At 58.2% G+C, this 23,946-nt stretch carries 22 protein-coding genes; 21 read left to right on the top strand and 1 reads right to left on the bottom strand.

The window, feature by feature from the left end:
• Positions 1 to 6: 6 nt before the first annotated feature.
• The 20 genes from C4885_RS04420 (at position 7) to C4885_RS04325 (ending at position 22,671) form a co-directional block, all read left to right on the top strand.
• Positions 7 to 2,799, top strand: coding sequence for a hypothetical protein (locus C4885_RS04420; protein ID WP_113999202.1), 2,793 nt, complete (start codon positions 7 to 9; stop codon positions 2,797 to 2,799).
• A 1-nt stretch (position 2,800) separates the two neighbouring features.
• On the top strand, positions 2,801 to 3,172 hold the full coding sequence (locus tag C4885_RS04415; protein ID WP_113999201.1) for a hypothetical protein: 372 nt from the start codon (positions 2,801 to 2,803) through the stop codon (positions 3,170 to 3,172).
• Between the two features lie 189 nt (positions 3,173 to 3,361).
• Positions 3,362 to 6,922 (top strand): hypothetical protein, encoded by a 3,561-nt coding sequence (locus C4885_RS04410; RefSeq protein ID WP_113999200.1) that lies wholly within the window; start codon positions 3,362 to 3,364, stop codon positions 6,920 to 6,922.
• 14 nt (positions 6,923 to 6,936) lie between these two features.
• Positions 6,937 to 7,131: a hypothetical protein gene (locus tag C4885_RS04405; protein WP_113999199.1), complete on the top strand. Its 195-nt coding sequence runs from the start codon at positions 6,937 to 6,939 to the stop codon at positions 7,129 to 7,131.
• 1 nt (position 7,132) lies between these two features.
• Entirely contained in the window at positions 7,133 to 7,405 is a 273-nt protein-coding gene (locus C4885_RS04400) for a hypothetical protein (protein ID WP_113999198.1), read from the top strand.
• 5 nt (positions 7,406 to 7,410) lie between these two features.
• Positions 7,411 to 8,730: a hypothetical protein gene (locus C4885_RS04395; RefSeq protein WP_113999197.1), complete on the top strand. Its 1,320-nt coding sequence runs from the start codon at positions 7,411 to 7,413 to the stop codon at positions 8,728 to 8,730.
• Between the two features lie 13 nt (positions 8,731 to 8,743).
• Entirely contained in the window at positions 8,744 to 10,603 is a 1,860-nt protein-coding gene (locus C4885_RS04390) for a hypothetical protein (RefSeq protein WP_242979488.1), read from the top strand.
• A gap of 497 nt (positions 10,604 to 11,100) precedes the next feature.
• Complete coding sequence (locus C4885_RS04385; protein WP_242979487.1) at positions 11,101 to 12,219, top strand: Reverse transcriptase (RNA-dependent DNA polymerase); 1,119 nt, start codon at positions 11,101 to 11,103, stop codon at positions 12,217 to 12,219.
• Entirely contained in the window at positions 12,219 to 12,896 is a 678-nt protein-coding gene (locus C4885_RS04380; RefSeq protein ID WP_113999196.1) for a hypothetical protein, read from the top strand. Before C4885_RS04385 ends, C4885_RS04380 begins: the two co-directional genes overlap by 1 nt.
• Positions 12,880 to 13,311, top strand: coding sequence for a hypothetical protein (locus tag C4885_RS04375; protein WP_113999195.1), 432 nt, complete (start codon positions 12,880 to 12,882; stop codon positions 13,309 to 13,311). Before C4885_RS04380 ends, C4885_RS04375 begins: the two co-directional genes overlap by 17 nt.
• Before the next feature lie 92 nt (positions 13,312 to 13,403).
• The gene (locus C4885_RS04370; protein ID WP_113999194.1) at positions 13,404 to 14,321 is read left to right on the top strand and encodes a glycoside hydrolase family 25 protein; all 918 of its coding nucleotides are present in this window, start codon (positions 13,404 to 13,406) and stop codon (positions 14,319 to 14,321) included.
• A 10-nt stretch (positions 14,322 to 14,331) separates the two neighbouring features.
• Positions 14,332 to 14,634 carry a hypothetical protein gene (locus C4885_RS04365; protein ID WP_113999193.1) on the top strand — a complete coding sequence of 101 codons (303 nt, stop codon included), beginning with the start codon at positions 14,332 to 14,334 and terminating at the stop codon, positions 14,632 to 14,634.
• Between the two features lie 46 nt (positions 14,635 to 14,680).
• Positions 14,681 to 15,448 (top strand): DNA adenine methylase, encoded by a 768-nt coding sequence (locus tag C4885_RS04360; RefSeq protein WP_113999192.1) that lies wholly within the window; start codon positions 14,681 to 14,683, stop codon positions 15,446 to 15,448.
• Between the two features lie 75 nt (positions 15,449 to 15,523).
• A complete protein-coding gene (locus tag C4885_RS04355; RefSeq protein ID WP_113999191.1) occupies positions 15,524 to 15,787 on the top strand; it encodes a helix-turn-helix transcriptional regulator in 264 nt (87 codons plus the stop codon).
• 158 nt (positions 15,788 to 15,945) lie between these two features.
• Positions 15,946 to 17,106, top strand: coding sequence for a hypothetical protein (locus tag C4885_RS04350; RefSeq protein ID WP_113999190.1), 1,161 nt, complete (start codon positions 15,946 to 15,948; stop codon positions 17,104 to 17,106).
• A 40-nt stretch (positions 17,107 to 17,146) separates the two neighbouring features.
• Complete coding sequence (locus tag C4885_RS04345) at positions 17,147 to 18,913, top strand: zinc ribbon domain-containing protein (RefSeq protein WP_113999189.1); 1,767 nt, start codon at positions 17,147 to 17,149, stop codon at positions 18,911 to 18,913.
• 63 nt (positions 18,914 to 18,976) lie between these two features.
• Positions 18,977 to 20,299, top strand: a complete 1,323-nt coding sequence (locus C4885_RS04340; RefSeq protein WP_113999188.1) for an SPFH domain-containing protein — start codon at positions 18,977 to 18,979, stop codon at positions 20,297 to 20,299.
• On the top strand, positions 20,296 to 20,787 hold the full coding sequence (locus tag C4885_RS04335; protein WP_147237747.1) for a hypothetical protein: 492 nt from the start codon (positions 20,296 to 20,298) through the stop codon (positions 20,785 to 20,787). The genes C4885_RS04340 and C4885_RS04335 overlap by 4 nt, the downstream gene beginning before the upstream one ends.
• Positions 20,787 to 21,863: a Trm112 family protein gene (locus C4885_RS04330; RefSeq protein WP_113999186.1), complete on the top strand. Its 1,077-nt coding sequence runs from the start codon at positions 20,787 to 20,789 to the stop codon at positions 21,861 to 21,863. Before C4885_RS04335 ends, C4885_RS04330 begins: the two co-directional genes overlap by 1 nt.
• A 16-nt stretch (positions 21,864 to 21,879) precedes the next feature.
• A complete protein-coding gene (locus C4885_RS04325) occupies positions 21,880 to 22,671 on the top strand; it encodes a TPM domain-containing protein (protein WP_113999185.1) in 792 nt (263 codons plus the stop codon).
• A 56-nt stretch (positions 22,672 to 22,727) separates the two neighbouring features.
• On the opposite strand, the gene C4885_RS16260 is transcribed toward C4885_RS04325, so the two are convergent.
• Positions 22,728 to 22,955 carry a hypothetical protein gene (locus C4885_RS16260; protein WP_147237745.1) on the bottom strand — a complete coding sequence of 76 codons (228 nt, stop codon included), beginning with the start codon at positions 22,953 to 22,955 and terminating at the stop codon, positions 22,728 to 22,730.
• Positions 22,956 to 23,030: 75 nt separating this feature from the next.
• On the opposite strand from C4885_RS16260, the gene C4885_RS04315 reads away from it, so the two are divergent.
• Complete coding sequence (locus C4885_RS04315) at positions 23,031 to 23,813, top strand: ZIP family metal transporter (protein ID WP_113999183.1); 783 nt, start codon at positions 23,031 to 23,033, stop codon at positions 23,811 to 23,813.
• Positions 23,814 to 23,946: the final 133 nt, after the last annotated feature.

Raw genomic sequence — 23,946 nt, 5'->3', positions numbered from 1 at the left:
CCGTTTATGCCGAAAGTGTCCATAGACACCAGCCTGAACACGGTGCAGGTCGTAAAAAGCGGCAACGACCTGCAAAAGACAATGGACAAGCTGGGGCGATCCATCGAAAAGACCTTTGACGGCAGAAAAGCCAGCGGTTTGGGCGATGCTCTGAAGCCGCTGACCCAGGAACTGGCCAAAATCATGACGCAGGCGGGAGACACTGCCGCGCAGATCAAGGCATTGGAGAAAACCATCGTTGCCGCCGAGAACACCCGCGGGAAGTTGGCGGAAAGCCTTGGCAAGGCAAAAACCGAGGCTGAGCAAACTGCCGCCGAGCTGGAAAAAACGTACGCCAATGCCGACAAGGCCGCCTACGCGCTTGAAAAAGTAAACAGTGAGATCCACGCCGCTCACGACAAAGGGCAGCTGCCGAGCGACACCGCGCTGCTGAAAAGGAGCGATTTGACGGAACAGCTTACGCAGGCTGACGCCAAAATTGCGGAGCTGGAAGCCAAGCTGGAGCAGCAAAACAGCACAGCGGCCAAAATTACTGCCGAGTTTGAAAGCCAGCGGCAGTCGCTGGAGGGAATGACCCAGCGCCATGCGGAACTGGCGCGCCGGATGGAGCAGGAGCAGGCCGCCGCAGCGAACCAAGCTGAAACCTTGCAGCGCGCCCAGACAATGCAGGCGGGCGACGACGCGATGCAGCAGTATTTCAACAAGCAGGCTGCCGACATCGAAAAGCAGTACGCCAAAATTGCAGCGGCGCAGGAAAAAGCCTATGGCCCGGAAACCGCCACGCATCACGCCGAAAAAGTCGTGGCCGCGACCAAAAAGGAGATTGCAGCGCAGGAAGCCGCTGCGGAGGCTGCCAAAAAGCACGCCGCGGCGGAGGCAGGCCAAGAGGCGGGAAATGCCAGCAGCACTGGCGGTGCCAGTGACAGTGCCAAGCGGGCAAGCTCCGCTTTTGGCGTTTTTGCCAAACGGCTGAAAAGCATCGTGTTCAGCGCACTGATCTTCAACGTCATTTCTTCGGCCCTGCGGTCATTGACCTCCGCCCTGGGCAGCGCTGTCGCCAAGACGGACGGTTTCGGCACGGCACTTGCCCGCCTAAAGGGTGCCGCCGCGACCGCGGCCGCCCCACTGGTCAATGCACTGGGCAGCGCGCTGACCTATGTGATGAACCTTGCCGCCAAGGCGTTTGCCTACCTGGCAAAGCTCATCAGCCTGCTGACCGGCAAAAGCCTTTCGGGCATGCAGGCAACAGCCAAGAAGATGACCAGCGTCGGCACCGCGGCCAGCGGTATGGCCAAGCAGACCGACAAAGCCGCCAAGAGCCTTGCCGGGTTTGATGAAATCGAGCGGCTTGACGAGAAAGACAACAGCAGCAGCGGTGGCAGTGGAAGCGGCGCAGACGCCACGTTCGGTGCGCTGTCCGAGGTCGGCGACGTAAGCGGCATCACGGGTGCTATCGACAGCATCAAGGCCGCATGGCAGCGTTTCACCAACGCGCTGGCCCCGTCCGCAGCGGCGTGGAGCGCAGCGTGGGAACAAATCAAAGCCGCCGCAGAGGCAGCGCTGCCGCAGCTGGAGGCGTCGTTCACCAACCTGTGGCAAAACGGGCTGGCTCCGCTGCTGGACTATTTTGTCTTTGATTTTGTACCCGGATTTGTAAACGGGTTGAGCCTGCTTCTCGCGCCCGTAGTCGGCGACGTGGTAAGCACCGTGATCACATCGGGCACGGCGATCCTAAGCGCGCTGGCCAATATGCTGACGGATTCTATCAACACATGGATTATCCCGGCGCTTGACCTTGTAAAGCAGATATGGCTTGACCTTGCAACTGCCTGGAACGAAACCTGGACAACGTACATCTCCCCGATTTTTACCGCGTTCTGTGAAGTCGTGCAGGATGTGTGCGACATTATTCAGCGGCTTTGGACGGAGGTCATTGACCCAATCCTGGCAAGTTTGGTCACCAGCCTGACTGAGCTGTGGAACACTCACCTGTCCCCGCTGTTCAGTGACCTGATCGCCGTGGGCGGCGACGCGATCAACGCAATCGCTACGGTCATCAAGGCCCTGTGGGACAATGTGATCGACCCGCTGGCCAACTGGCTGTTAAGCACCTTCGGCCCGGTGTTTACGCAGGTGTTCAATTCCGTTGCCGGCATCGTGACCAACGCCATCGGTATTGTGGCCGACGTGCTGGACATTGGCCTGATTTGCCTGCAGGCCGTGATCGACTTTATGCGCAACGTGTTCGAGGGCGATTGGGAGGCCGCCTGGCAAGTGGTTCAGGACGCCGTAAGCGATATTTGGGATGTCATCAGCGACCGCATCCGGGGCGCGATCAACAACATTATCGGCTTTGTGAACGGAATGATTTCCGCCATTGTATCTGGTCTGAACACCGTGATAAACGGCCTGAACAGCCTGTCCTTCGATGCGCCGTCCTGGGTGACGGACCTGACCGGCATCTCGTCGTTCGGGTTCAACATCGGCACCGTCACGGCCCCGCAAATTCCGTATCTGGCGCAGGGCGCGGTCATCCCGGCCAACCGGGAGTTTCTGGCCGTGCTGGGCGATCAGAGCCACGGCACCAACGTGGAAGCCCCGCTGGACACCATCAAGCAGGCTGTGGCCGAGGTCATGGAGGACCTGCAGGCGGGCCAGATGGCGGGCTTTGAGGCCGTGGTTTCCGTGCTGCGGGAGATCCTCTCCGCCGTGTACGGCATTGAACTGACCGACGAGGACGTAGGCCGCGCCGTACAGCGCTGGCAGCGCAAACAGGCCATTGCAACAGGAGGTGTGTAACGTGACCCTGACTAATCTGTTCCAGATCGATGGCAAATCCCTGTACGCACCGGACTGCGACATTGAACCGAGCTATTCTGACCTAGATTCCAGCGATTCCGGCCGCGACGAAGCCGGGTACATGCACCGCGAAGTGGTGCGGGAAAAAGTGGCTACCTGGCCCATCGCCTACAGCTGCCTGACGGATGATGAATACAAGTACACCATCGGGCTGTTTGCAGGCAAGGCGACCTTCCAGTTCACCCACCCAAAAGCCGGATCTTCCACCGAGACCGAAACCACCACCTGCTACTGCAGCAAATACGGTATCGCCTGGCATAATGCCAAGACGAAACAGTGGAAAAACCTTAAATTTAACATTATTGAATGCTGATTGAGAGTTAGGAGGTAGGAGTTAAAACGAGCCTAGGGTCCAGCTCTGTAGGGAACGGTCTCGACCGTTCCGGGGCTTTGCGGTAGATGCCATAACAGGATTTACCGCAAAGCGACGGGCGCACGCGCACACCATGAACTCCTAACTCCTCACTCCTACCTCCTAACTAAAACCAAAGGAGGTGTATATTTGCTCCAACCAATTCTCACTCTCCCAAGCGGTACGGAACTGCGCGGCGGCCAGGCGGGCAGTGCGGTCGAAAACCTGACGCTGCACACTGCGGTAAACGCCGGGCAAGAATTCGCCATTGGCTCTGCTTATTCAGACTACATCGAGGCCGAAATCTGGGCGGACCCAGGCGGCAGCCTGCAAATTACTGCCGGAGACGTCCTGACCTACTACCGGCTGGACGATGCCGGGAACCGCACCAAGGTGGGCATTTTCTACGCCGAAAAGCCCACCCGCACCAAGCGCAACAGCTACAAGGTCACGGCCTATGACACCATGTCCAAGCTGGATGCGGACTTTTCCGGCTGGCTGCGGGCCAATCAGGCGCAGTTCCCCAAGACCATCTGGCAGCTGGTTCAGCTGGCCTGCCAGCGGGCAGGGGTCACGCTTGCCGGCATCAGCCTGCCCATCAACGGTAGCCACAGCGTGCAGGCGTTCTACGCAGACGACCTGACCTGCCGCCAAATCATCTCCTGGGCGGCGGAAGCAGCTGGCTGCTATGCCCACATGAATGCAGACGGCAAGCTGCAATTCTTGACCTACACAGACAAGCGCAGCACGGCTAAAATCACCCCGGACGGCGTCAGCAACAGCACCGCCTATTATGCTGACAGCCTGAGCTACGAGGACTACGCGGTCAAGGCCATTGAGAAAGTCCAGATCCGGCAGTCGGACAGTGACGTGGGCGTGATTTACCCCGACAGCACCACTGCCACCAACACCTATGCAGTGCAGGGCAACCTGCTGCTGACAACCGGCACCGAAGCCAACCTGAAAACCGTTGCCCAAAACCTGTACAACGTGCTGAAAAGCGTGACCTATACCCCGTGCAAAGTGGCCGTGCCCAGTGGTTCCGGCCTTGCCTGCGGGCAGATCGTACACGTTAAGGACGCACGCGGGCGGGAGTTTGATACCTACCTGATGAGCGCCACAATCTCCTCCGGCAAAGCCAGCTTTGAGAGCGTGGGCAGCGCCAGCCGGGAAAGTTCCAGCGCGGTGAACAGCCAGAGCTACAAGAACCTGACCGGCAAAATGCTGGAGATCAAGACCAGCGTGGACGGCCTGACCGTGACCGCGAGTGAGCTTTCCGGCAATTACAGCGAGCTGAAACAGACGGTGGACGGGCTTTCGGCGGAGGTGAAAAAAGACACCAAAATCACCGGCGGTGGGAACCTGATCCTGGGCAGCGAGAGCTTCAAAAATGCCACCTATGTTGGCATTGACAGCAGCGTTGTGTATGGCGACGATGGCAGTGCAACAATCACCAATGCGAACACATGCCGCGGGTTCAAGTTCAACACCGTTGGCGCTCATATCACCGAGGGCGTCACTATATGCATGTCCGTCATGTACAAACTCATTTCCGGCACTGATGCGCTGCGGATGGGCATTGCGTTCAAGGGCGATAACGGACAAAATTACATTGCCTCCATAAAAACCGCTGACCAGCTCGAAATTGAGCAGACGGACGGCTGGGTGCTGCGGTATGGTACATGGACGCCCCGCCATAACTATACGGGCATTCTAGAAACTGTCGAGTTTGACAGCAATGACAACTGCACCAATAAGCTTGAGCTGCTGCACCCCATGCTGCAATACGGCAACGCGCCGACCGCGTGGAACGCCAGCAGCGGCGACTACCTGACGCAGGAAAGCGCCAAAAGCCTGTTTTCGCAGACCGCTGACGAGATCAAAACCGAGGTCACAAAGTCAGTGACCGAAACGGTAACGGCCAACGTGAAGGAAACCGCCACCAGCGCTGCCAATGATGCCGTTGACAGCAAGCTGCAGGATTATGCCACCACAGCAACGGTGGAGAGCCTGAAAGAAGATGTCTCCAACATCAGCCAAAAGGCGGACGGCATCAGCACCAAAGTCAGCAGTCTGGAACAAACCACCACGACCATTTCGGATGACCTTGACAGCACGAAACAGGAGTTCAAGACGGTCAAAAAATCGGTATCCGCGATTGACCAGAAAGCCGACAGCATCACCCAGACCGTGACCCAGCGGATCACAGGCGGAAACAACATTATTACCGAAACGGATAACTGGAACAATGCGTCCATGGATGCAGGCGGCAACGACCTGAGCAAAAAAGGAACATACACGATCAGCGGCGAATCCGTCCATGTGACGAACAAGGCCCGGAACACCCGCTTCCACTTTGGGGCGGACAAAACGCTGGTGATTGCCAAGGGCATGACCTACTGCGCATCGGTGCTGTACAAGCTCAACTCCGGCACCGACAGCCTGTTTTTGCAGTTCGAGACCAAGAGCAGCAGCGGCACAAAAAGCTATTACGGCTCCGCGTTCAAGCAGGCCCAGCAGGACATTGCGCTGGATAATGGCTGGAAGCTGCGCTGGGCAGCCTTTACGGCTACTGCCGATGGATATGCTGACGGCCTGTTTGTGAGTACCGCGAACGATAACGCCACCGTTACCAATGACCTGACCATCATGCACCCCATGGTGCAGATGGGCAATGCACCCACTGCCTGGACGGCCAGCACCGGGGACTATCTGACCACCGCCGAAACCAAGACCGAGATCAAACAGACGGTGAGCGAAATTAAGCTAACGGCTTCCACCAGCGGCACTTCCAGCACCATCAAGCTGACGGCGGGCGGAACAGAGATCACCAGCACACAGATCAACCTATCCGGCGTGGTGACATTTTCGGATTTGAGTACCTGGAACCAGGACAAGACGATCATCAACGGCGGAAACATTACCACCGGCCAGATACACAATCTCAACTACACCACGGTGTACGACCTGGACAACGCCTGGATACGGATGGGCACCAGCGACGGGAACCGGGTGTACATCGACAAGAGCGGCATCCAGTGGTACGGGGGCACCGCCACCAGCAGCGGGATGTCGCAGGGGGTGATCCAGAACGGGCTGAAAACCACGACGGAGGGCGACACCACCATTTTCTGCGCGGACACCCGCTACCAGAAATACGGATGGTGGCACGACAGCAGCTTTCAGGGCATCACGATCGAGCAGGTGGACAACAGCGTGGGGTGCAGCGGAAAACTGGAGGTGAACCAGGGCATCCAGTGCCGTTCCCTGAGCGCGTGGGACGCCAAGAACCGCATTGTACGCACCGATTTTGGAAACCTGGCCATCAACGCGGTGGAAAGCCCGGAGCCGATGTTCTGCGATGCGGGCAGCGGCGAGTGTGATGAAACCGGCCTTTGTTACATCGCAACCGAACCGCGCTACCGCGAGACCGTGAGCGAAACGCAGGATTTGCGCTGGGCGCTGACCCCGACGGGCGCAAGCGCCGCGCTGTGGGCAGAAAAAACGGCCTTTGGCGCAATCGTTCACGGCCCGGCGGGACAGTGCTTTGACTGGGTGTGCTGGGGCGTACAGCGCGGCTTTGAGGGCGTGTACGCCGACGTGAGCGATGCCAAGTACCCGGAGGAGGAGAACCGGGGCGCGGCCCTGCTGGACGCGGCGGAAACAGAAGCGGCGGTGAGTTTGCCACTGACGATAGAAGAAGCGAGTTGAAAGGAGATTTGACCATGAACAAAATCACAGGCTTTAGCGTGCTGACGACCGGCGAGGGGGAGCGGGTGACGCTCTCTTACAGCGTGCTGGACGCAGACGGCAACATTGTGAGCACCAACAACCGCAAGAACTACGTTGTACTGGACGAGGACGTGCTGACGGCGATCGCCACCATCCGCACCGACGCGGCGGCGCATTTGGAGAGCTGAGATGAAGAGCATTGACAAGCGCGTGCATGACCTGCGGAGGGACGTGGAGGGCACGTTCAACCGGTACGGGTTCAGCCTGGCAGTGGACGAGCTGGTGCTGGAAAACATTTTGCAGGCCGTGCGCGCGCAGATGCAGCAGGACGCGGACGAAGAGCCGAAGAAACAGGACGCGACGGCACAGGCTAACCTCGCAATCGCGCGGATGACGCAGGCGCGGAGCAAGGGCGACCAGACCGAAAGCGCGCCGACTGATGACGTAACGAGAAAGAGGTGAACTCCATGGCATCCATCTGGCAGATCACCCTGTCTGGCTATGACGCGCAGGCCGCGTCTGAAAGCGGGCAGAGTGCGACCGGAAAAATCGCCCTTGGCACCTGGGGCAGCTATGGGCATGAAACCATCCAGGTAACTTTAGCCGAGCCGTGGGATGTTTGTACTTTGGTGACGGCGACCTTTTGGCCGACCTATCCTCCCGACCACTGGGACACGCCTGGCATTCGCGTGGCGCTGGGTACGGACGGCCTGCTGACCGTGCCGCCGGAAGCGACGAACCGGCCAACGCAGACGGGCCGAGTTGTGTTTGAGGGCTTAGCCGACAACGAAAAAATTATCAGCGCGGATGTGCGCTACACGGTGCGCGACCACGCACCGACCGGCGGCACTGAGAGTACCGCCACGCCAAGCCTGCTGGAGCAGCTCTTGACGCAGACCGGCAGCAACGCGCAGGTCGCGGCCCAAAGTGCGGACGCGGCAGCCAAGAGCGCCAGCGCGGCGGCCGAAAACGCGGATGCGGCCTCTGCCAGCAAAACGGCAGCGGCGACCAGCGAGGGCAACGCAAGTGCCAGCGCCGATGCTGCGGCCAAGAGTGCCGAGATGGCGGCGGACAGCCAACAGGCGGCCAAAGCGTCCGAGGCTGCCGCGCAAAAAAGCCAGCAGGCGTCCGAGGCTGCCGAAGGCGAGGCGGACGCCGCAAAGGATAACGCACAGAGCAGTGCCGAGGCCGCTGCCAAAAGTGCAAGCGCTGCAGCTGGTAGCGAGTCCGCAGCGGCAGAAAGCGCCGCTGCCAGTGCTGCCAGCCAAGCGGCGGCAGCGGCCAGTGAGTCCAATGCCGCGGTCAGTGAGACCAACGCCAAAACCAACGCGGATGCCAGCGCCAAAAGCGCCGAGGCGGCGGCAGCGTCAGCCTCAGCTGCCGCCGACAGCGAAAAAAGCGCGAAATCCAGCGCGGACGCAGCCTCTGCCAGTAAAGCGGAGGCGGCTAACAGCGCCAGCGCCGCGGCCACCAGTAAAACGGCAGCGGCCACAAGTGAGAGCAACGCCAAAACCAGTGCCGATGCTGCGGCCAAGAGCGCCAGCGCGGCGGCGAGCAGCGCGAACTCTGCCGCAGGCAGCGCTACCACCGCAGCCGACAGCAAAACCGCCGCCGCGACGAGCGAGGCCAACGCCAAGGCCAGCGCGGACGAGGCAGCGGCTAGCATGAAGGCAGCAGCCGCAAGTGCGCTGGAAGCGGCGGGCTATGCCGGGCTGGTAAACATCGGCTGGGCAGTGGACAAAAGCGACGGTCATTTATCCATGATCTATACAACAGACACAGACTAAGGAGGGCAAAACCATGTCAACGCAAGTAGTTGACTTAGTGCGGGACAGCACGATGCAAAAGATGCAGGCGGAGCTTGTGGCCGTCCACAAAGCCAGCGTGCTGGCCAGCGGCAGCACAGCAGCCATCGACCAAATGTACAACGCGCTGGTGAACAACGCCAGCACAGTGGCCGAAGTGAACGGCCTGTTTGTACAGTGGTGGCGGGCCAACTGGACGGAAGGCACCACCACCCGCAACGAACTTTTAGAGCGCTGGTTCGGCACTGTGCTGGACGATGACCGCGTGCACGGCGTGAAGTTTCCACTATTTCCCACAAGCGAGACGGCCATCGGCGAGCTGACGGACGACAGCGCGAGGCTTACCTGTACCCCAAGCACCGAGACAACAGCAGAACAGGACGACTTTGCGCACCTGCCGCAGTTTTGGAGCGTCCTTGTGGCCGCCGAGAAGGCCGCAGACGGCAGCCACACCATCTATGCCGTCGAGTTTATCGACAGCTATGACGAGGTACGCGGCGGCACACACCTGTGCTGGGCGCTGCAAAAAAATACATACACCCGCGAGTGGAACGAGGATGGTTACCGCTACTTCAAAATGCAATGCCGCCCCGCCACAGGCTATGACACATGGCCGCAGGGCACTGACCGCACGGGCAAAGTCCACGCCTACATCGGCAACCCGGCCTATGCAGCGGGGCTGGATGCCGACGGTAACGTCACCTGCGGCACGGGCTTGCCGCCGCTCAATTACAGCAGCCATAACACAGACGTCGCCAAATGGCGCGCCCGCGGGTCGCAGTACAGCGGCGCGAGCGGCAACCTGATCAAGTGGCAGCTTGCCATGATCCGGCTGAAGTACGCGCGCAAGGGCAACTCCGGCACGATTGAAGGCTGCACGGCGTACAATTACCAGTATAAGGCTGCCGCAGCTGAGACCGGTGTAACCCGCGTGCTGCTGACCGCCACGCAGGCGAAAAATCTCTTTGTCGGCAGCAGCGTCATTGTGGGCGATACCGGGACGGGCACCAGTGCCGATCGCGGTACAGCCAGTATGTACAAGCTGGCCAAAAACGTGCGCATTAAGAGTATCACAGATGTAACGGTAGATGGCACTGCTTATAAAGCTGTAAACCTGGACACAGAGACGCCATTTGACATAACCACCGACACCTACATCTCCACTATGCCGTACTGGAGCGGTTGGAACGATACGGTGCAGGGCTATGACGGCAGCCGGTACAGCCCCACCACAGGAAAAGAACCGGGGCTGATACAGCGCACCGAGTTCCAAATTGGCGCATACCTAATTATTAGTGATGAGCTGTGGCAGTGGGGCACGGATGCGGATGGCAACTACACCTTTGATTGCTACACCTGCCACGACCAAAGCAAGGTGAACGGCAGCAGCATTACCAGCGATTACACCAAGCAAGAGGATTTGACGCTGGTGTTCCCCGCTGGGAGCAGCAGCGGCTGGCAGTACATTGAGGATACGGCAGTGGCAGAGGATAAAGCAGTTCTGTGGCCGGATACCGTTAGCACGGTAGCCGGTAGCGGTACCGGGTGTAAGGCTGGCTTCTACGTTGGTCTGGCAACGAGTGGGGTCCGTGCCGCGTGGGCCTGCTGCTACCTTGATAACTATGGTAGTGCGGGGTTGCCCGCGCGCAATTCTAACTTTTCGGCAGGTACAGTTACTGGTACGGGTCTGCTGGCTCGCCTGGTTTGGCTGGGTGACACAGGGGTGAATTGTTCCGGCGCAGCCGGGGCAAGAGGGGGCGCAAGCCCCATTGTCACCCAGACAAATCAGGCACGCACCCACTGTGGAACGGCCCCAACGGCTGCCGCGAAGCGGCAGCCGTTTATAGATTTTTGATTTTGGGTTTTTTCAAGCATCAGGAATATGGTATAATTCCTGTGGGATGTACGGCGTATTCGTCAGCTTTCTTGAGTTAGTTGCTGTTTTCACCTTCTGCTATTGGGGTGGGAGTGGGGTCCGTGCCGCGTGGGCCTGCTGCAACCTTAATAACAATGGTAATGCGGGGTTGCCCGCGCGCAATTCTAACAATTCAACAGGTAACAGTAACTGGAACGGGTCTGCTGGCTCGCCTGGCTTAGTTTGGGGGCAAAGTGCCCCTTGCACCGAAAATATATATTGCGCCGTATATTCCGCCCCTATCGGGAAAATTGTGCTGAAACCAGCGGAGGCTAGTAGCTGTGGCGAACGCCACCGAAGACACAAACCAAGAGGTGAAACTGGTGAAGACCTACTGTAAACCGGCAGATGTAAATGTTGAGGATTTGGAGTTTATCCGGCAGCAAGTGCATCTGTGCTTTATTGGAAAAAGGTCAAAAGGAAGATTCCAAAAACTATTGATTTCAACCGGGAAAATCACAAAAGCAGAACTGAAGCAGGAAATACAGGACCAAAGCTGCAGCAAAACGCTGGATGCCATTGACGCGGTGGCCGAGCAGGCCCAGGCAGATATTCTGGCGCGAGATGTACACTTTGAGCCTGTACGGCAGTTCCAGCTGCGGGAAAATGGCAAGCTGCGGGATATTTGCGAGGAAAGCCCCAAGCAACAGGTATTTGAGTACATTGCCAAGGGTGCGTTGGACCCGCTGTTCCGGGCCAAGCTGCTGCCCATCCAGTATGGCAGCCTGCCGGGCAAGGGCCAAATCAAGGGCAAGCGGCAAAACGAACGTATTCTGCGCCGGGCATTGCATCACAAAACCGATGCTGCCAAGTGTGATGTGCGAAAGGCGTACCCCTCCACCACGGTGGAGTGCGTTATGACCCTGCTGCGCCGGGACATTGGCAAAAACAAGGTGCTGCTGTGGCTGGTGGAGGCCATCATGGCGAACTACCCAGATGGGGTGCTACTGATCGGTGGCTACCTGCCCTGCTGGCTGTTTAATTATGTGATGAGCTATGTTTTGCGCTACATCCTGAGCCACCGCAAGGTGCGCCGCGACAAAAGCCTGAAGATGGTGCTGGCCATCACCTGCTATGCGGATGACATCACGGTATATGGCCGCATATCCAACTTGGAAAAGGTGATGCGGGACACCACGCGCTGGGCCAAAGAAACCTTGGGGCTGACCATCAAGAGCGCCTGGCAAATCGTGCATTTTGCATCGTTTGTACAGGAGCGCCAGCAGCGGAACCGCCGCCGCAAGGGTAGCCGCCAGAGGACCCCTGGGCTGGATATGATGGGGTATGTGGTGCGCCGCACCTATACCATTATCCGGGGCCGCAATTTTGTACGGCTGCGGCGGGCAATTCTGCGCGCCCAACGGAACCTGGACACCCTGGGCTATGTGCCATGGTGGCGCGCCCAACGGATTTTGAGCCAGTGGGGCGAAATCAAGCACAGCGACAGCCGGGGCTTTTGCACCAAATATAACGTATACAAACTGATAAAAGCAGCCAAGCGCTCCGCCTCCTGGCGGGGCAAGCAACTGCACAAGCTGAGATTGGAGGCAGCATAATGGCTGAACAATACACCGAAAGGCCTACCGAAATAGAAGTTTTCCCGCTGGGCAGCGAGACCGATGTAATTCTGCGAAAAAGCATCGCCGAATCGGAAACAACTGGCGAAAACGGCGACGTCGCCACCTGCTGGCAGTGCGAGGAACGCCAAATTCGCGTGCCCGGCACCGTGAGCGCAGAGGATATTGCAGCGGATTTTGAAGCGTGGTGGGAGTACACGCCCGGAACCAAAGCGCAGAGCGTGGAGGACGTGCGCACCGAGACCGTGGCACAGATGTCGGCGACCTGCAACGCAGCCATTGTGGGCGGCGTGGACGTGACGCTGACCGGCGGAGAAACGAAGCATTTTTCTTTGACGCTGGAAGACCAGTTGAATTTATTGAGCTTGCAGGGGCGTGTGGCCTCTGGGGCCGATAGCGTCCCATACCACGCCGACGGCGAGGAATGTTCTTACTATTCCGCCGCAGACTTTGGCCGGATTGCGGATGCCGCAACCCGGTGGAAGCTGTACCAGGAAAGCTATTTCAACGCCCTGCGCGGCTACATTTTGGCGCTGGAGACCGTGACCGAGCTGCGCGGCGTGACCTACGGCATGGACATCCCGGAAGCATACCGAACGGACGTGCTGCGGGCGCTGCTGGCACAGCAGGAGACAGCGGATGTGGCGGCTGAGTAAGCACGCGGCGCTGTTTGCCGTCGGCGCGATAGCCTATTTTGAGATCGAGCTGCACTGGAGATACTTTGCGGGGACGCTCCCCGTACACTGGACGATGCCCATTTTGGGCGGCGTCCTTTTTCTTTTGCTTGGCGGCCTGAACGAGTGGCTGCCGTGGGAAATGCCGTTCTGGGGGCAATGCCTGCTTGGTGCGGCAATGGTCACGGCTGCCGAGTTCGCCGCCGGGTGCGTGCTCAACCTCTGGCTTGGGCTGGGCGTGTGGGACTACACAGATATGCCGTTCAACCTGATGGGGCAGATCTGCCTGCCGTTTTCCGCCGCGTGGATCGTCGTGTCCGCTGCCGCCATCTTGCTGGATGACTGGCTGCGCTGGCAACTCTACGGCGAGGACAAGCCCCATTACCGCTGGATATAAGGACAACTCACAAAATCGTTTCGCGGCTTCTCCGCCCCCCCCCGACCGGGGCGGAGGGCCTTTTGTTTTGCAAAAAAAAGAAAGGAATCGCCATGGATGTAATTTACAACGCGATCGACGTCAGTAAGCACCAGGGAAAAATCAACTGGGAAGCGGTCAAAAATGCGGGCGTGACGCACGCGATGCTGCGCGCGGGGTACGGGCGGTACAAGAACCAGGTTGACCCGCAGTTTGAGCGCAACAGTGCAGAGTGCGAACGGCTGGGCATCCAGTACGGCGTGTACTGGTACAGTTATGCCAGCACACCGGCGGAAGCACGGCAGGAAGCACGCTGCTGCCTGGCCGCAATCCAGGGCAAGCATCTGTGCCTGCCGGTGGCCTATGACATTGAGTATGAGCCGTGCATCCTGCGCCTGACCAACGCGCAGCGCACCGCGCTGGTGGAAGCGTTCCTGGGCGAGGTGCAGGATGCGGGCTACTACGGCATCCTGTATGCCTCGACTGACTTCATCCGCAATCGCCTGGACTGGCAGGCTTTGACCTGCTTCGACTGCTGGCCCGCGCAGTACGGTTCAGCCTGCACCTGCCCCCTGCCACATGGAATGTGGCAGTACAGCAGCGCCAACGCGCTGGGCGTGCCGGGGTTTGGCAGCCATCTGGATTGCAATAAGGTCTACAAGGACTATGAGCAGATCATGATCCAGGCTGGGCTGCAAGGCCACAAGACTGCCGAACCGGATGCCGACACGAAGCCAAACGCGCTGCCGCTGCAAAAGCTGACCATTGGCCCCGTATCCAGCGGCGATGCACTGACGCTGTACAAGCTGGCGCAGGGGCTTGGGCTGGTGGAAGCAGGGCTGTACAAGGCCGAGCGGATCGGCGGGCAGATCATGCAGATCTTGACCATTGGGCCTGTGTCGAGCGGCGACGCATGGCTCATTATGCGCAAGTGCGCCGCGTTGGAGCTGACTGACCGGGGACTTTACCTAGCGGAGTATGTGACAGAATAAGGAGATTTTTATGAGTATGATTGCACTATCTATTGTTATGGCCATCACTGTTGAGGGACTTGTTGAGCTTGGAAAGAGCATCGGGAAGGCTGCGCTGGACGGTGACCGCAAGACCGCCGCCACGCAGTTGGCAGCGCTGATTATCAGCTGCGCGTTGTGCATGGCGGCGGGTGCGGATGTTTACGATGCATTGGGCGTATCGTTTGCTGTCCCATGGCTTGGCATGATTCTGACAGGCATCCTCGCGTCCCGCGGCTCGAACTACATTGCGGATTTTGTTAAGCGCCTGCAAACCATTGCCACAGACAAATAATACTCTTGTGCGAATCATCCTATCGCCCCAGAAAGGTTGATTGCACATGAACAGTTTTATCGGATGGATTGGCGGAAAACGCGCTTTGCGCAGCGAAATTTTGGCGGCATTTCCAGATGACGTTGGCCGTTACATTGAGGTCTTCGGAGGTGCAGGATGGGTGCTGTTTGGCAAAGACCCGACTAGGCAAATGGAGGTATTTAACGATGCCGACGGCAGTCTAATCAACATTTACCGCTGCATTAAATACCACCCGGAGGCCGTCGCGGCGGAGCTTGCCCTGCTGCCGGACTCCCGCGAGGTGTTCTTTGACAGCGCCGCGCAAACCGACTGCAGAGGCCTGACAGACATCCAGCGCGCGGCGCGCAGTCTCTACCTAATCAAGATGAGCTTTGGCTGCGACCGCCGTACTTTTGCGACTGCGCCTAAGATTGCAGGCAACATTTCTGCATCTTTTGCGCCCGTACAAGAGCGGCTGCGAAAGGTTATAATTGAGCATCTGGACTTCGAGCAGCTGATTCGCACCTACGACCGCCCAAACGCTCTATTTTATTGCGACCCGCCCTATATGGGGACGGAAAAGTACTACCAAGCAGCATTCAGCACCGCTGACCATGAGCGTTTGGCACGAGTTTTACATAATATTCGCGGGCGCTTTTTGCTTTCATATAATGATTGCGAAGCTGTCCGTAAGTTATACGAAGACTGCGAAATCACGCCGCTGGTGCGGCGGAACAATCTGCCCAGTGTTTCCACAGGCGAATTCCATGAGGTGCTTATCAGCAATTATACAAAATCGCAGGGAAATGCCTAACGAAAATCGGTAGAATGTATCGTTCTAGAGGACATTTTCCCAGAAAGTGATACGATTGCCTGTAGGGGCGATAAGATGATCCGCAATCATCTTTCCCGCTTGCTAGGGGAAAAGCATTGGTCGCAAGCCAGACTTTCCCGTGAAACCGGCATCCGCCCTAACACAATCGGACACATTTGCAATGACTACGCAGAAGGTATAACCTATGAGCAAATGGATCGCATCTGCGAAGCCTTGGACTGCGATTTGAACGATTTGCTGGAGTATGAGCCCAACAGGGTGCGCCGCACGGGCAAAAACCTCATTGTGGAAGACCACGGAAACCGCAAACGCAAGTAGGGACAAAAAACGGTGATTAAGGCAAATTTAATCATGCCTTAATCACCGTTTTTGCATTTATAGGGTAAAAATTAAAACGCTTTATTTTTCTGTTCTATTCTCAATCTGTTTTTTGTTTTTTTGCAAAGCTACACCTGCAAATCACCAGCTCCGACAGGATGTTCAACGACGATGTGGGCAGCTACCATTACAACTTTGCCACAGGGCAGGAACTTACCAATCTGGATTTGCTGGAATACATGGGCTACACCGACAGCGCAAAGACCTTGAACGCGCTGCAGCGCGCCACAGCACAGCATTTCGATGTCCATTTCGGCGGCTATGACCCCGAATATACCGCCATGCTGTACAAGATGCGCGCGCAAAGCCTGAGCGAGCTTGACAGTGTATTTACCTACTACTCCATATTTCCCCATTTTTCAAACGGTTTTGTCGTGACCGTACCGATGTACACCCCCGCCGGGTCGGGAATGTACTGGACAGATGTTCAGGTTGACCCCAACAAGCGGCAGGCCAGCGGCCAGGTGCTGCACGGCCAGGACGAATGGTTTACCTGCGATGTGACCGCCACCGGCAAGGTAACGGTGCGCGCCCTGACCGACTATGTAAGCTCCGACGGCGCAGTTACCTACCAAGACATGAAGGAATGGTACGAGCTGGGCGACCAAACCGAGTTTACGGTAAACGGCTGCTACGGCAACTATGTAAAGATGCTCATGACCAGTGTCGGCCAGGATTATGCCCCCTATGTGTTCCTGCTGACCGAGGACGGCAATGTCGAGTACATCGACGTCATCAGCGGCGCACAGTGCGGCACCATGGCCAACGGCGGCCCGCTGTACGGCGTCAACGAGATCGTCAAGTTTGAGATCGGCACCGCTTACGATGCGGATTTCGAGGCCGAGTATACAACGGTGTACGCTGTCTCCCGCAACAATGAAAAATTCAACCTGGTCGAGGCCATGCACAATGCCGACCCGATGGAACTTTCCAGCCTGATCGGCTCGTATGTAAGTGACTACACCGGTACCTGGTTTGAAATTTGCGAGGATCAGCCGAACTTCTACATCGGCGAATACCGAAACGAAAACCGAGAGCCCGCCACATGGGACAGCGGCATCACCTACCTTGGTATGGATCACCGCGGTTGGATCTGCAGCATTTCGCTGTACCGCATGGATCTAGGGCGCGCACAGCGCGAAACCGTGGCCATGATGCCCACCGATTACGGCGGCTTTTACGTAAGGCATATCGGCGGGGAATCCCTGCTGAACCTGCCAAAGGACGAATCCGTTTGGTTTGAAATGACAAACGAATAAAAAAATCTGAAACGATTATCTTGTAAAGGAGGCAGACACTATGGCAACCTGTACGCAATGTGGTGCCGAGTTAAAGCCCGGTACTAAATTCTGCGAGAATTGCGGTGCAAAAGTATCCGTACCGCAGCCTGCCGCACAGCCCGCCGCACAGCCCGCAGCTGTGCCCCCGCCCCCGGTTCAGCCGACCCAGGCTGCACCGCCGCCCCCACAGCCTGCACAGACGCCCCCGCAGCCGCAGGCAAGCGGCGGCAATCCCTATGCAGGCAGCGCACCTGCCGCCCCGCAGCCCCGGACGAACGCAGCGAATCCTTACGCAGGCAATGCGCCCGGCACACCGCCGCAGACCGGCGCAGGCGCACCGCTTTACGCCGGGGAAACGCCCCCGTCCGCGTCCGCACCGCCTGTCACGCCGCCGCCACCCGGCGGCACGGGCGGCAACCCTTACGGCAATGTGGCCCCCGGCGGCAAGCCCAAGCGCCCCCGCGCACCAATGTCCCCCAAGCGGATGATCCTGATCGCCATCCCGGTGATATTCCTGCTTATGATCATCGTAACAATGATTAGCGGCTCTATCCGCACCGGCAAGCCGAACGCCGGTGACCCGAATCAGGGCACCTGGGAAGCAGCCTACGCCGAGATCGGCGGCTCCGTGACGCAGGTCGAGGATGCCTTCGGCAGCGGGTTCCTGATGGACCTGAATGATAAGGGCAAGTGCGTTGTAACGGTGGACGGCACCAAGTCCTACGGCAAGTGGACGCTGAACAGCGGGGTCTTCCAGCTGGATTGCGGCGGCCTGAGCTGCACCGGCACCCTGCAAGACGAAATCCTGACCCTGAACGATGTGCAGGGACAGGGCGTGACGCTCTACTTCGTCAAGTCCGGCAGCACCATGCAGCAGCCTCTGGACGGTGACAACATGACCCAGGGCACCACCGCAGGCAGCGATACCGATGTGGGCATCTATGTGCTGGAATCCGCCTCCGACAGCGAGTACACCCTCTCCAAGGAGGAGCTTGCCCTCGTCGATATGGAGGACTTCTACATTGAGCTGCGCGCGGACAGCACCGGCGAAACCTACATGGAGGATTTTGTCACCTTCCAATGGAAGGACGGCAGCTTCTACGCGCTGACCGACCCCAACACCCCGGCCATGACCTACACCCGTGAGGGTGACCTGCTGACCATTGAGTTTGACGGTATGACCATGGTCTTTAAGCGCAGCGACACGAAGCCTGAAATCGACCCCGCCTTGCTGGACGGCGGCGAGGACGAATATGACGGCGACGGCTGGATCGACGGCCCGGATGAGCCTGACCCGCCCTACACCTACGACGACGGCAACACCTACGATGATTTGGGCAACACCAACTGGTACGGCTGGTTCCGGATGGAAAACTACAAGAATGTACCGAACCGTGATTACTTTGACACCGACACCTACGATTGCTGGGGCTACATCGGTGAGAGCGATGACGGCAGCCACTACTTTGAGGTTTACCGTGACGGTATGCCCGATGACCCAGTCATCACGATGTGGGTCAATGTCTATGATGACCATATCGAGCCTATCCTGGACGGCTACGACTGGGTGCTTGACCAGAACATAACCGAGAGCGATGCGTATAAGTTCAACCTGTACCCGTATGACGACAGCATCTCGCTGTTCATGTATGACTACGAGGGCGACGACGGTACGGCCTGTGCGGTCAGCTTCTACATGAGGCTGGACGGCACCGAGTGGAACGAGGAGCTCGAAGAGCTGCCGCCCCGCTATGAGGAGTACAAGGCCGCCTTGGCCAACAAATAACGAACTGATTTATCTGTACAAAATGGGGCGGGCCCTGCCCGCCCCTGATATAGGAGGATCATTATGGGACTTATCAGAGCTGCAATGGGCGCTGCTGGCGGCGTTATGGCCGACCAGTGGAAGGAATACTTTTATTGTGAAGCCATGCCAGCTGACCTGTTGGCTACCCGCGGCTGGAAACGCCAGAGCGGACGCAGCGCCAACACCAAAGGCAATGACAACATTATCTCCAACGGCTCCATCGTGGCCGTTGCCGACGGCCAGTGTGCCATGATCGTGGAGCAGGGCAAGGTCGTGGATATGTGCGCCGAGCCGGGTGAGTACACCTACGATACCGGCAGCGCGCCGACGCTGTTCAGCGGCGATTTGTCCGAGTCCATCGGCGCAGTGTTCCAGAACATCGGCAAGCGCTTTACCTTCGGCGGCGAGGCCCCGATGGATCAGCGCATCTATTACTTCAACACCAAGGAGCTGGTGGGCAACAAATACGGCACGCCCAGCCCGGTGCCCTTCCGCGTGGTGGATCAGCGCGCCGGCATCGACATCGACATTGCCATCCGCTGCTTCGGCGAGTACAGCTACCGCATCACCAACCCCATTTTGTTCTACACCAATGTCTGCGGCAATGTGGAGGAAGGCTACACCCGCGATGAGATCGACGGGCAGCTGAAATCCGAGCTGATGACCGCCCTGCAGCCCGCCTTTGCCAAGATCAGCGATATGGGCATCCGCTATTCCGCACTGCCTGGCCACACGATGGAGCTTGCCGAGGCCCTCAACGATGTGCTGAGCGCCAAGTGGGGCAAGCTGCGCGGCATCGAGATCGTATCCTTCGGCGTTTCCAGCGTGAAGGCCAGCGAGGAAGACGAGCAGATGCTCAAGGAAATGCAGCGCAACGCAGCCTTTATGGACCCGACCCGCGCCGCTGCGCATCTTGTCGGCGCACAGGCCAGTGCCATGCAGACCGCGGCCGGTAATCAGGGCGCAGGCCCCGCCATGGCCTTTATGGGCATGAATATGGCCGGTGCGGCGGGCGGTATGAACGCCCAGAACCTGTACCAGATGGGTGCCCAGCAGCAGGCCGCCGCACAGCCCGCCCCGGCCCCGGCCTCTGCCCCCGCAGGCTGGACCTGCAGCTGCGGCCAGACCGGCAACACCGGCAAATTCTGCGCAAACTGCGGCAGCCCCAAGCCTGCCCCGGCTCCCGCAGCCGCCAGCTGGGTATGCAGCTGCGGCACTTCCAACACCGGTAAGTTCTGCTGCAACTGCGGCAGCCCCAAGCCCGCCCCGGCTCCCGCCAAGTGCAGCCAGTGCGGCTGGACCCCGGATGACCCGGCCCATCCGCCCAAGTTCTGCCCGGAGTGCGGTAAGCCGTTTGGCCAGTGATGCACAAAAAAATCGCTGCGGTGCTTTGCGCCGCAGCCGCTTTTCTGACAATGTCCGGCTGTAAAAAAGCGCCGCCCGGCACACTGACCGGTATCAGCATCAGTTATTCCGGTATGTGCTATGACGACACCTATGGATTCAGCATAAGAAATGACCCGGTTGACGGCTGCCTTTTCAGCTGCAATTACAAGGATGATGAATGGGTGGAGCTGGAAAACATCCCTGTTGAGGACACCCATTGGCAAGAAGCCCTGGCTCTGGCAGAAAAGCTGGGGCTGGAAAGCCTGCCAGACGAAAAGAAAAATTCTCCCGGCTTATTCATCACCGATGAAACGTTAGATAGCGTTTGCCTGATTTACAAGGCCCCGGATGGCGAGATCATCTACCGTTATCTGGATGCCGATGGCAATACGCGCAGCACCCTGCGTGATTTTTTTGAAGATCTGGCAGGGCAGCTGCAAACCGAAGGAAAGAGAGGTGACGCATAATGGCAACGCAGCTTACCAACTACCAATGCCCTGCCTGTACCGGTCCGCTTCACTTTGACGGTGCCAGCGGAAAGCTGGTGTGTGACTTCTGCGGCAGCAGCTACGATACTGCTGAGATCGAAGCGCTCTATGCTGAAAAAGAAGCCGCTGCCGAAACCGCGGCACAGAATAAACAAGCACCGCCGCCAGACTCCGTCTGGAGCGAAAACGAGGCCGCCGGACTGCGCAGCTATTCCTGCCCGTCCTGCGGCGCAGAGCTGATCTGTGACGAGACGACCGCCGCGACAAGCTGCCCGTACTGCGGCAATCCAACGGTCATCGCGGGGCAGTTCAGCGGCATGCAGCGGCCTGAGCTTGTCCTGCCGTTTGTGCTGGATAAGAACGCCGCCAAGGCCGCACTGAAAAAATACTATCGCGGGAAGAGATTCCTGCCCAATGCCTTCTCTTCGCAGAATCATATCGAGGAGATCAAGGGCGTGTATGTCCCGTTCTGGCTGTTCGATGCCAACGCCTCCGGCTCGGGCCTATATGAAGCCACGACCAGCTCCCGCCACCGCAACGGCGATTACGTCATCACCACGACCAAGCACTATGATGTCCGCCGCGCGGGCACCACGCAGTTTATGGGCGTACCTGTGGATGGCTCGACCAAGATGCCCAACGGCCACATGGACGCCATTGAGCCGTATGACTACCGCGCGTTCCAGCCCTTCTCGACCGCGTACCTGCCGGGCTATATGGCAGACAAATATGACGAGGACGCCGACACCTGCCAGGCCCGCGCCCACAGCCGTATGCAGAATTCGGTCAGCAGTGAGCTTTCGGCCAGCATTACCGGCTACAGCAGCGTAAGCACCCGGAGCGAGAACATCAGCATTGATTACACCGCCAAGCACTACGCGCTGCTGCCCGTCTGGATGCTGCACACCAAGTGGCAGGGCAAGGACTATCTGTTCGCCATGAACGGGCAGACCGGCAAGCTGGTCGGCGACCTGCCGGTTGATAAGCGAAAGGTGGCCGCCTGGTTCGCGGGCATCAGTGTTCCGCTGATGATCCTGCTTGCATTCCTGCTTTGAAAGGGGGAAACAGAGTATGAAAAAGAAACTGTTTTCTCTGCTTACGGCACTGGTGCTGTGCTTGCTCTGCGCCGTACCGGCGTTTGCCGAAATGCCGTTGGTGATGGACACCTACGAGCTGTTCAAACCCGAAGCGACCGCTGAATTGGAACAAAAGGCGCAGGACGCCAGTGCCGGACACGGTGTCAACGTCTACCTGCTGACGGTGCCTGACATCGGCGGGCAGAACGTGCGCGAGTTTGCCAAGGATTGGTACCGCGACTATGACCTTGGCTACGGCGAGGGCAAAAGCGGTATCCTGTTCCTGATTGCGCTGGATTCCCGCGATTATGTCACGATCACCTACGGCGGCGGTGTCACGGCCTTTACCGATTACCGCATTGCACAGATCGAGGATAAGATCGTGCCGATGCTCTCGGACGGAACGTATTATAAGGCCTCCGAAACCTACATAGAAATGTGCGCGGACACGCTTGATTTCTATGCCGAAAAGGGTGCACCGCTGGACAGCGGCAACGACCCCGCCAAGGGTTGGATCAAGTGGGTGTTTGTGTTTGTCATTCCGCTGGCTGTAGCGTGTATTGTCTGCGGCATCTTCTATGTGCAGATGAAAACTGCCAACGAGCAGACCCATGCCAACGCCTACATGCCCGCCGAGGGTCTGGCGCTGTCCGTGGTGGAGGACACCTACACCCACACCACCGAGACCGAAACGTACGACCCCGTCAAGAACGACAGCTCGAGCAGCTCGAGCGGCTCGAGTACCGACAGCGACGGCTTCGGCGGCAGTTCCGGCGGAAAATTCTAAGAGTATCCATTTTGACAACAGCGGCGGCTTTCTTTGCGAAAGCCGCCGCTGGCCTTTTATCGGAATTTTTCGTTATGGCTTTGGGAAATGTTCTGCTGTTTAGGGGTGCTGTAAACATTCTCGATTTCTGTATCTACGATTTTTTCCGCAAGCGAGATTGCCGTATCATCAACACGGATTTCGCGGTATAGCGTCCGTTCTCGTTCGATGGCGATGATTGGCCGCAAGGCAATACGCTGTTGGTGAACAGCATCAACATCTACCGGCTGAATCGTATGCCGCAAAGCACTTGACCTTTTTGCCGGAGAGCAGTATACTTTTTATGCGGTTAGCCGCACTTAACCACAGGGAGGTACTATATCATGCAAGATGCGTTTTGGGGAATCTTGATTCCTTTTCTGGGCACAAGTCTTGGGGCGGGCTGTGTGTTCTTTTTGAAAAAGTCTTTGAGCGATGGCATCCAGCGTGCCCTCACCGGCTTTGCAGCCGGAGTGATGGTGGCGGCATCGGTATGGAGTCTGCTGATCCCGGCCATGGAGCAGGCTGCAGATCTGGGCAGGCTGGCGTTTTTCCCTGCAGCGGTGGGCTTCTGGCTGGGCATCCTGTTTTTGCTGCTGCTGGATCATCTTATTCCGCATCTGCACCAGAATAGTTTGCAGGCCGAAGGGCCAAAAAGCCAACTCCAACGCACCACGATGATGGTTCTGGCAGTGACGCTGCACAACATCCCGGAGGGCATGGCAGTGGGGGTGGTCTATGCTGGCTATCTTGCCGGGACTGCTCAGATCACTGCAGCCGGAGCGTTGGCACTTTCCCTTGGGATCGCCATCCAGAACTTCCCAGAGGGGGCCATCATTTCCATGCCCCTGCGGGCAGAAGGAATGCCAAAACGCCGGGCGTTCTGGGACGGAGTACTATCTGGCATCGTAGAGCCCATTGGGGCAGTGCTGACGATTCTGGCAGCAGGCATCGTGGTGCCTGCTTTGCCCTATCTGCTCAGCTTTGCTGCCGGAGCCATGCTGTATGTGGTGGTGGAGGAACTGATCCCGGAAATGTCGCAGGGACAGCACTCAAACGTTGGCACGATGTTTTTTGCGGTAGGCTTCAGCGTGATGATGGTGCTGGATGTGGCGCTGGGGTGACGATTTTTTGGGGGGCCGAAAGCGAAATCTCTTTCGGAATCTCCGAAAATGCCTAAGGCAACACCGCACAATTCCCGCCTTACGGCTTAAGCACCGCTCCGGCGGCTGCGGCACGGCATCTGCGTTGCCAAAA

The organism is Subdoligranulum sp. APC924/74, from assembly GCF_003324125.1.
GTDB lineage: Bacteria > Bacillota > Clostridia > Oscillospirales > Ruminococcaceae > Gemmiger > Gemmiger qucibialis.
Note: the sequence above shows the minus strand (reverse complement) of the source record. Positions and strands in the feature narration are given on the sequence as shown.

Coding starts and splice junctions, on each gene's coding strand:
- C4885_RS04420 (WP_113999202.1), top strand. CDS start 7: ATGCCGAAAGTGTCCATAGACACCAGCCTGAACACGGTGCAGGTCGTA.
- C4885_RS04405 (WP_113999199.1), top strand. CDS start 6,937: ATGAACAAAATCACAGGCTTTAGCGTGCTGACGACCGGCGAGGGGGAG.
- C4885_RS04400 (WP_113999198.1), top strand. CDS start 7,133: ATGAAGAGCATTGACAAGCGCGTGCATGACCTGCGGAGGGACGTGGAG.
- C4885_RS04395 (WP_113999197.1), top strand. CDS start 7,411: ATGGCATCCATCTGGCAGATCACCCTGTCTGGCTATGACGCGCAGGCC.
- C4885_RS04390 (WP_242979488.1), top strand. CDS start 8,744: ATGTCAACGCAAGTAGTTGACTTAGTGCGGGACAGCACGATGCAAAAG.
- C4885_RS04380 (WP_113999196.1), top strand. CDS start 12,219: ATGGCTGAACAATACACCGAAAGGCCTACCGAAATAGAAGTTTTCCCG.
- C4885_RS04375 (WP_113999195.1), top strand. CDS start 12,880: ATGTGGCGGCTGAGTAAGCACGCGGCGCTGTTTGCCGTCGGCGCGATA.
- C4885_RS04370 (WP_113999194.1), top strand. CDS start 13,404: ATGGATGTAATTTACAACGCGATCGACGTCAGTAAGCACCAGGGAAAA.
- C4885_RS04365 (WP_113999193.1), top strand. CDS start 14,332: ATGAGTATGATTGCACTATCTATTGTTATGGCCATCACTGTTGAGGGA.
- C4885_RS04360 (WP_113999192.1), top strand. CDS start 14,681: ATGAACAGTTTTATCGGATGGATTGGCGGAAAACGCGCTTTGCGCAGC.
- C4885_RS04355 (WP_113999191.1), top strand. CDS start 15,524: ATGATCCGCAATCATCTTTCCCGCTTGCTAGGGGAAAAGCATTGGTCG.
- C4885_RS04350 (WP_113999190.1), top strand. CDS start 15,946: ATGTTCAACGACGATGTGGGCAGCTACCATTACAACTTTGCCACAGGG.
- C4885_RS04345 (WP_113999189.1), top strand. CDS start 17,147: ATGGCAACCTGTACGCAATGTGGTGCCGAGTTAAAGCCCGGTACTAAA.
- C4885_RS04340 (WP_113999188.1), top strand. CDS start 18,977: ATGGGACTTATCAGAGCTGCAATGGGCGCTGCTGGCGGCGTTATGGCC.
- C4885_RS04330 (WP_113999186.1), top strand. CDS start 20,787: ATGGCAACGCAGCTTACCAACTACCAATGCCCTGCCTGTACCGGTCCG.
- C4885_RS04325 (WP_113999185.1), top strand. CDS start 21,880: ATGAAAAAGAAACTGTTTTCTCTGCTTACGGCACTGGTGCTGTGCTTG.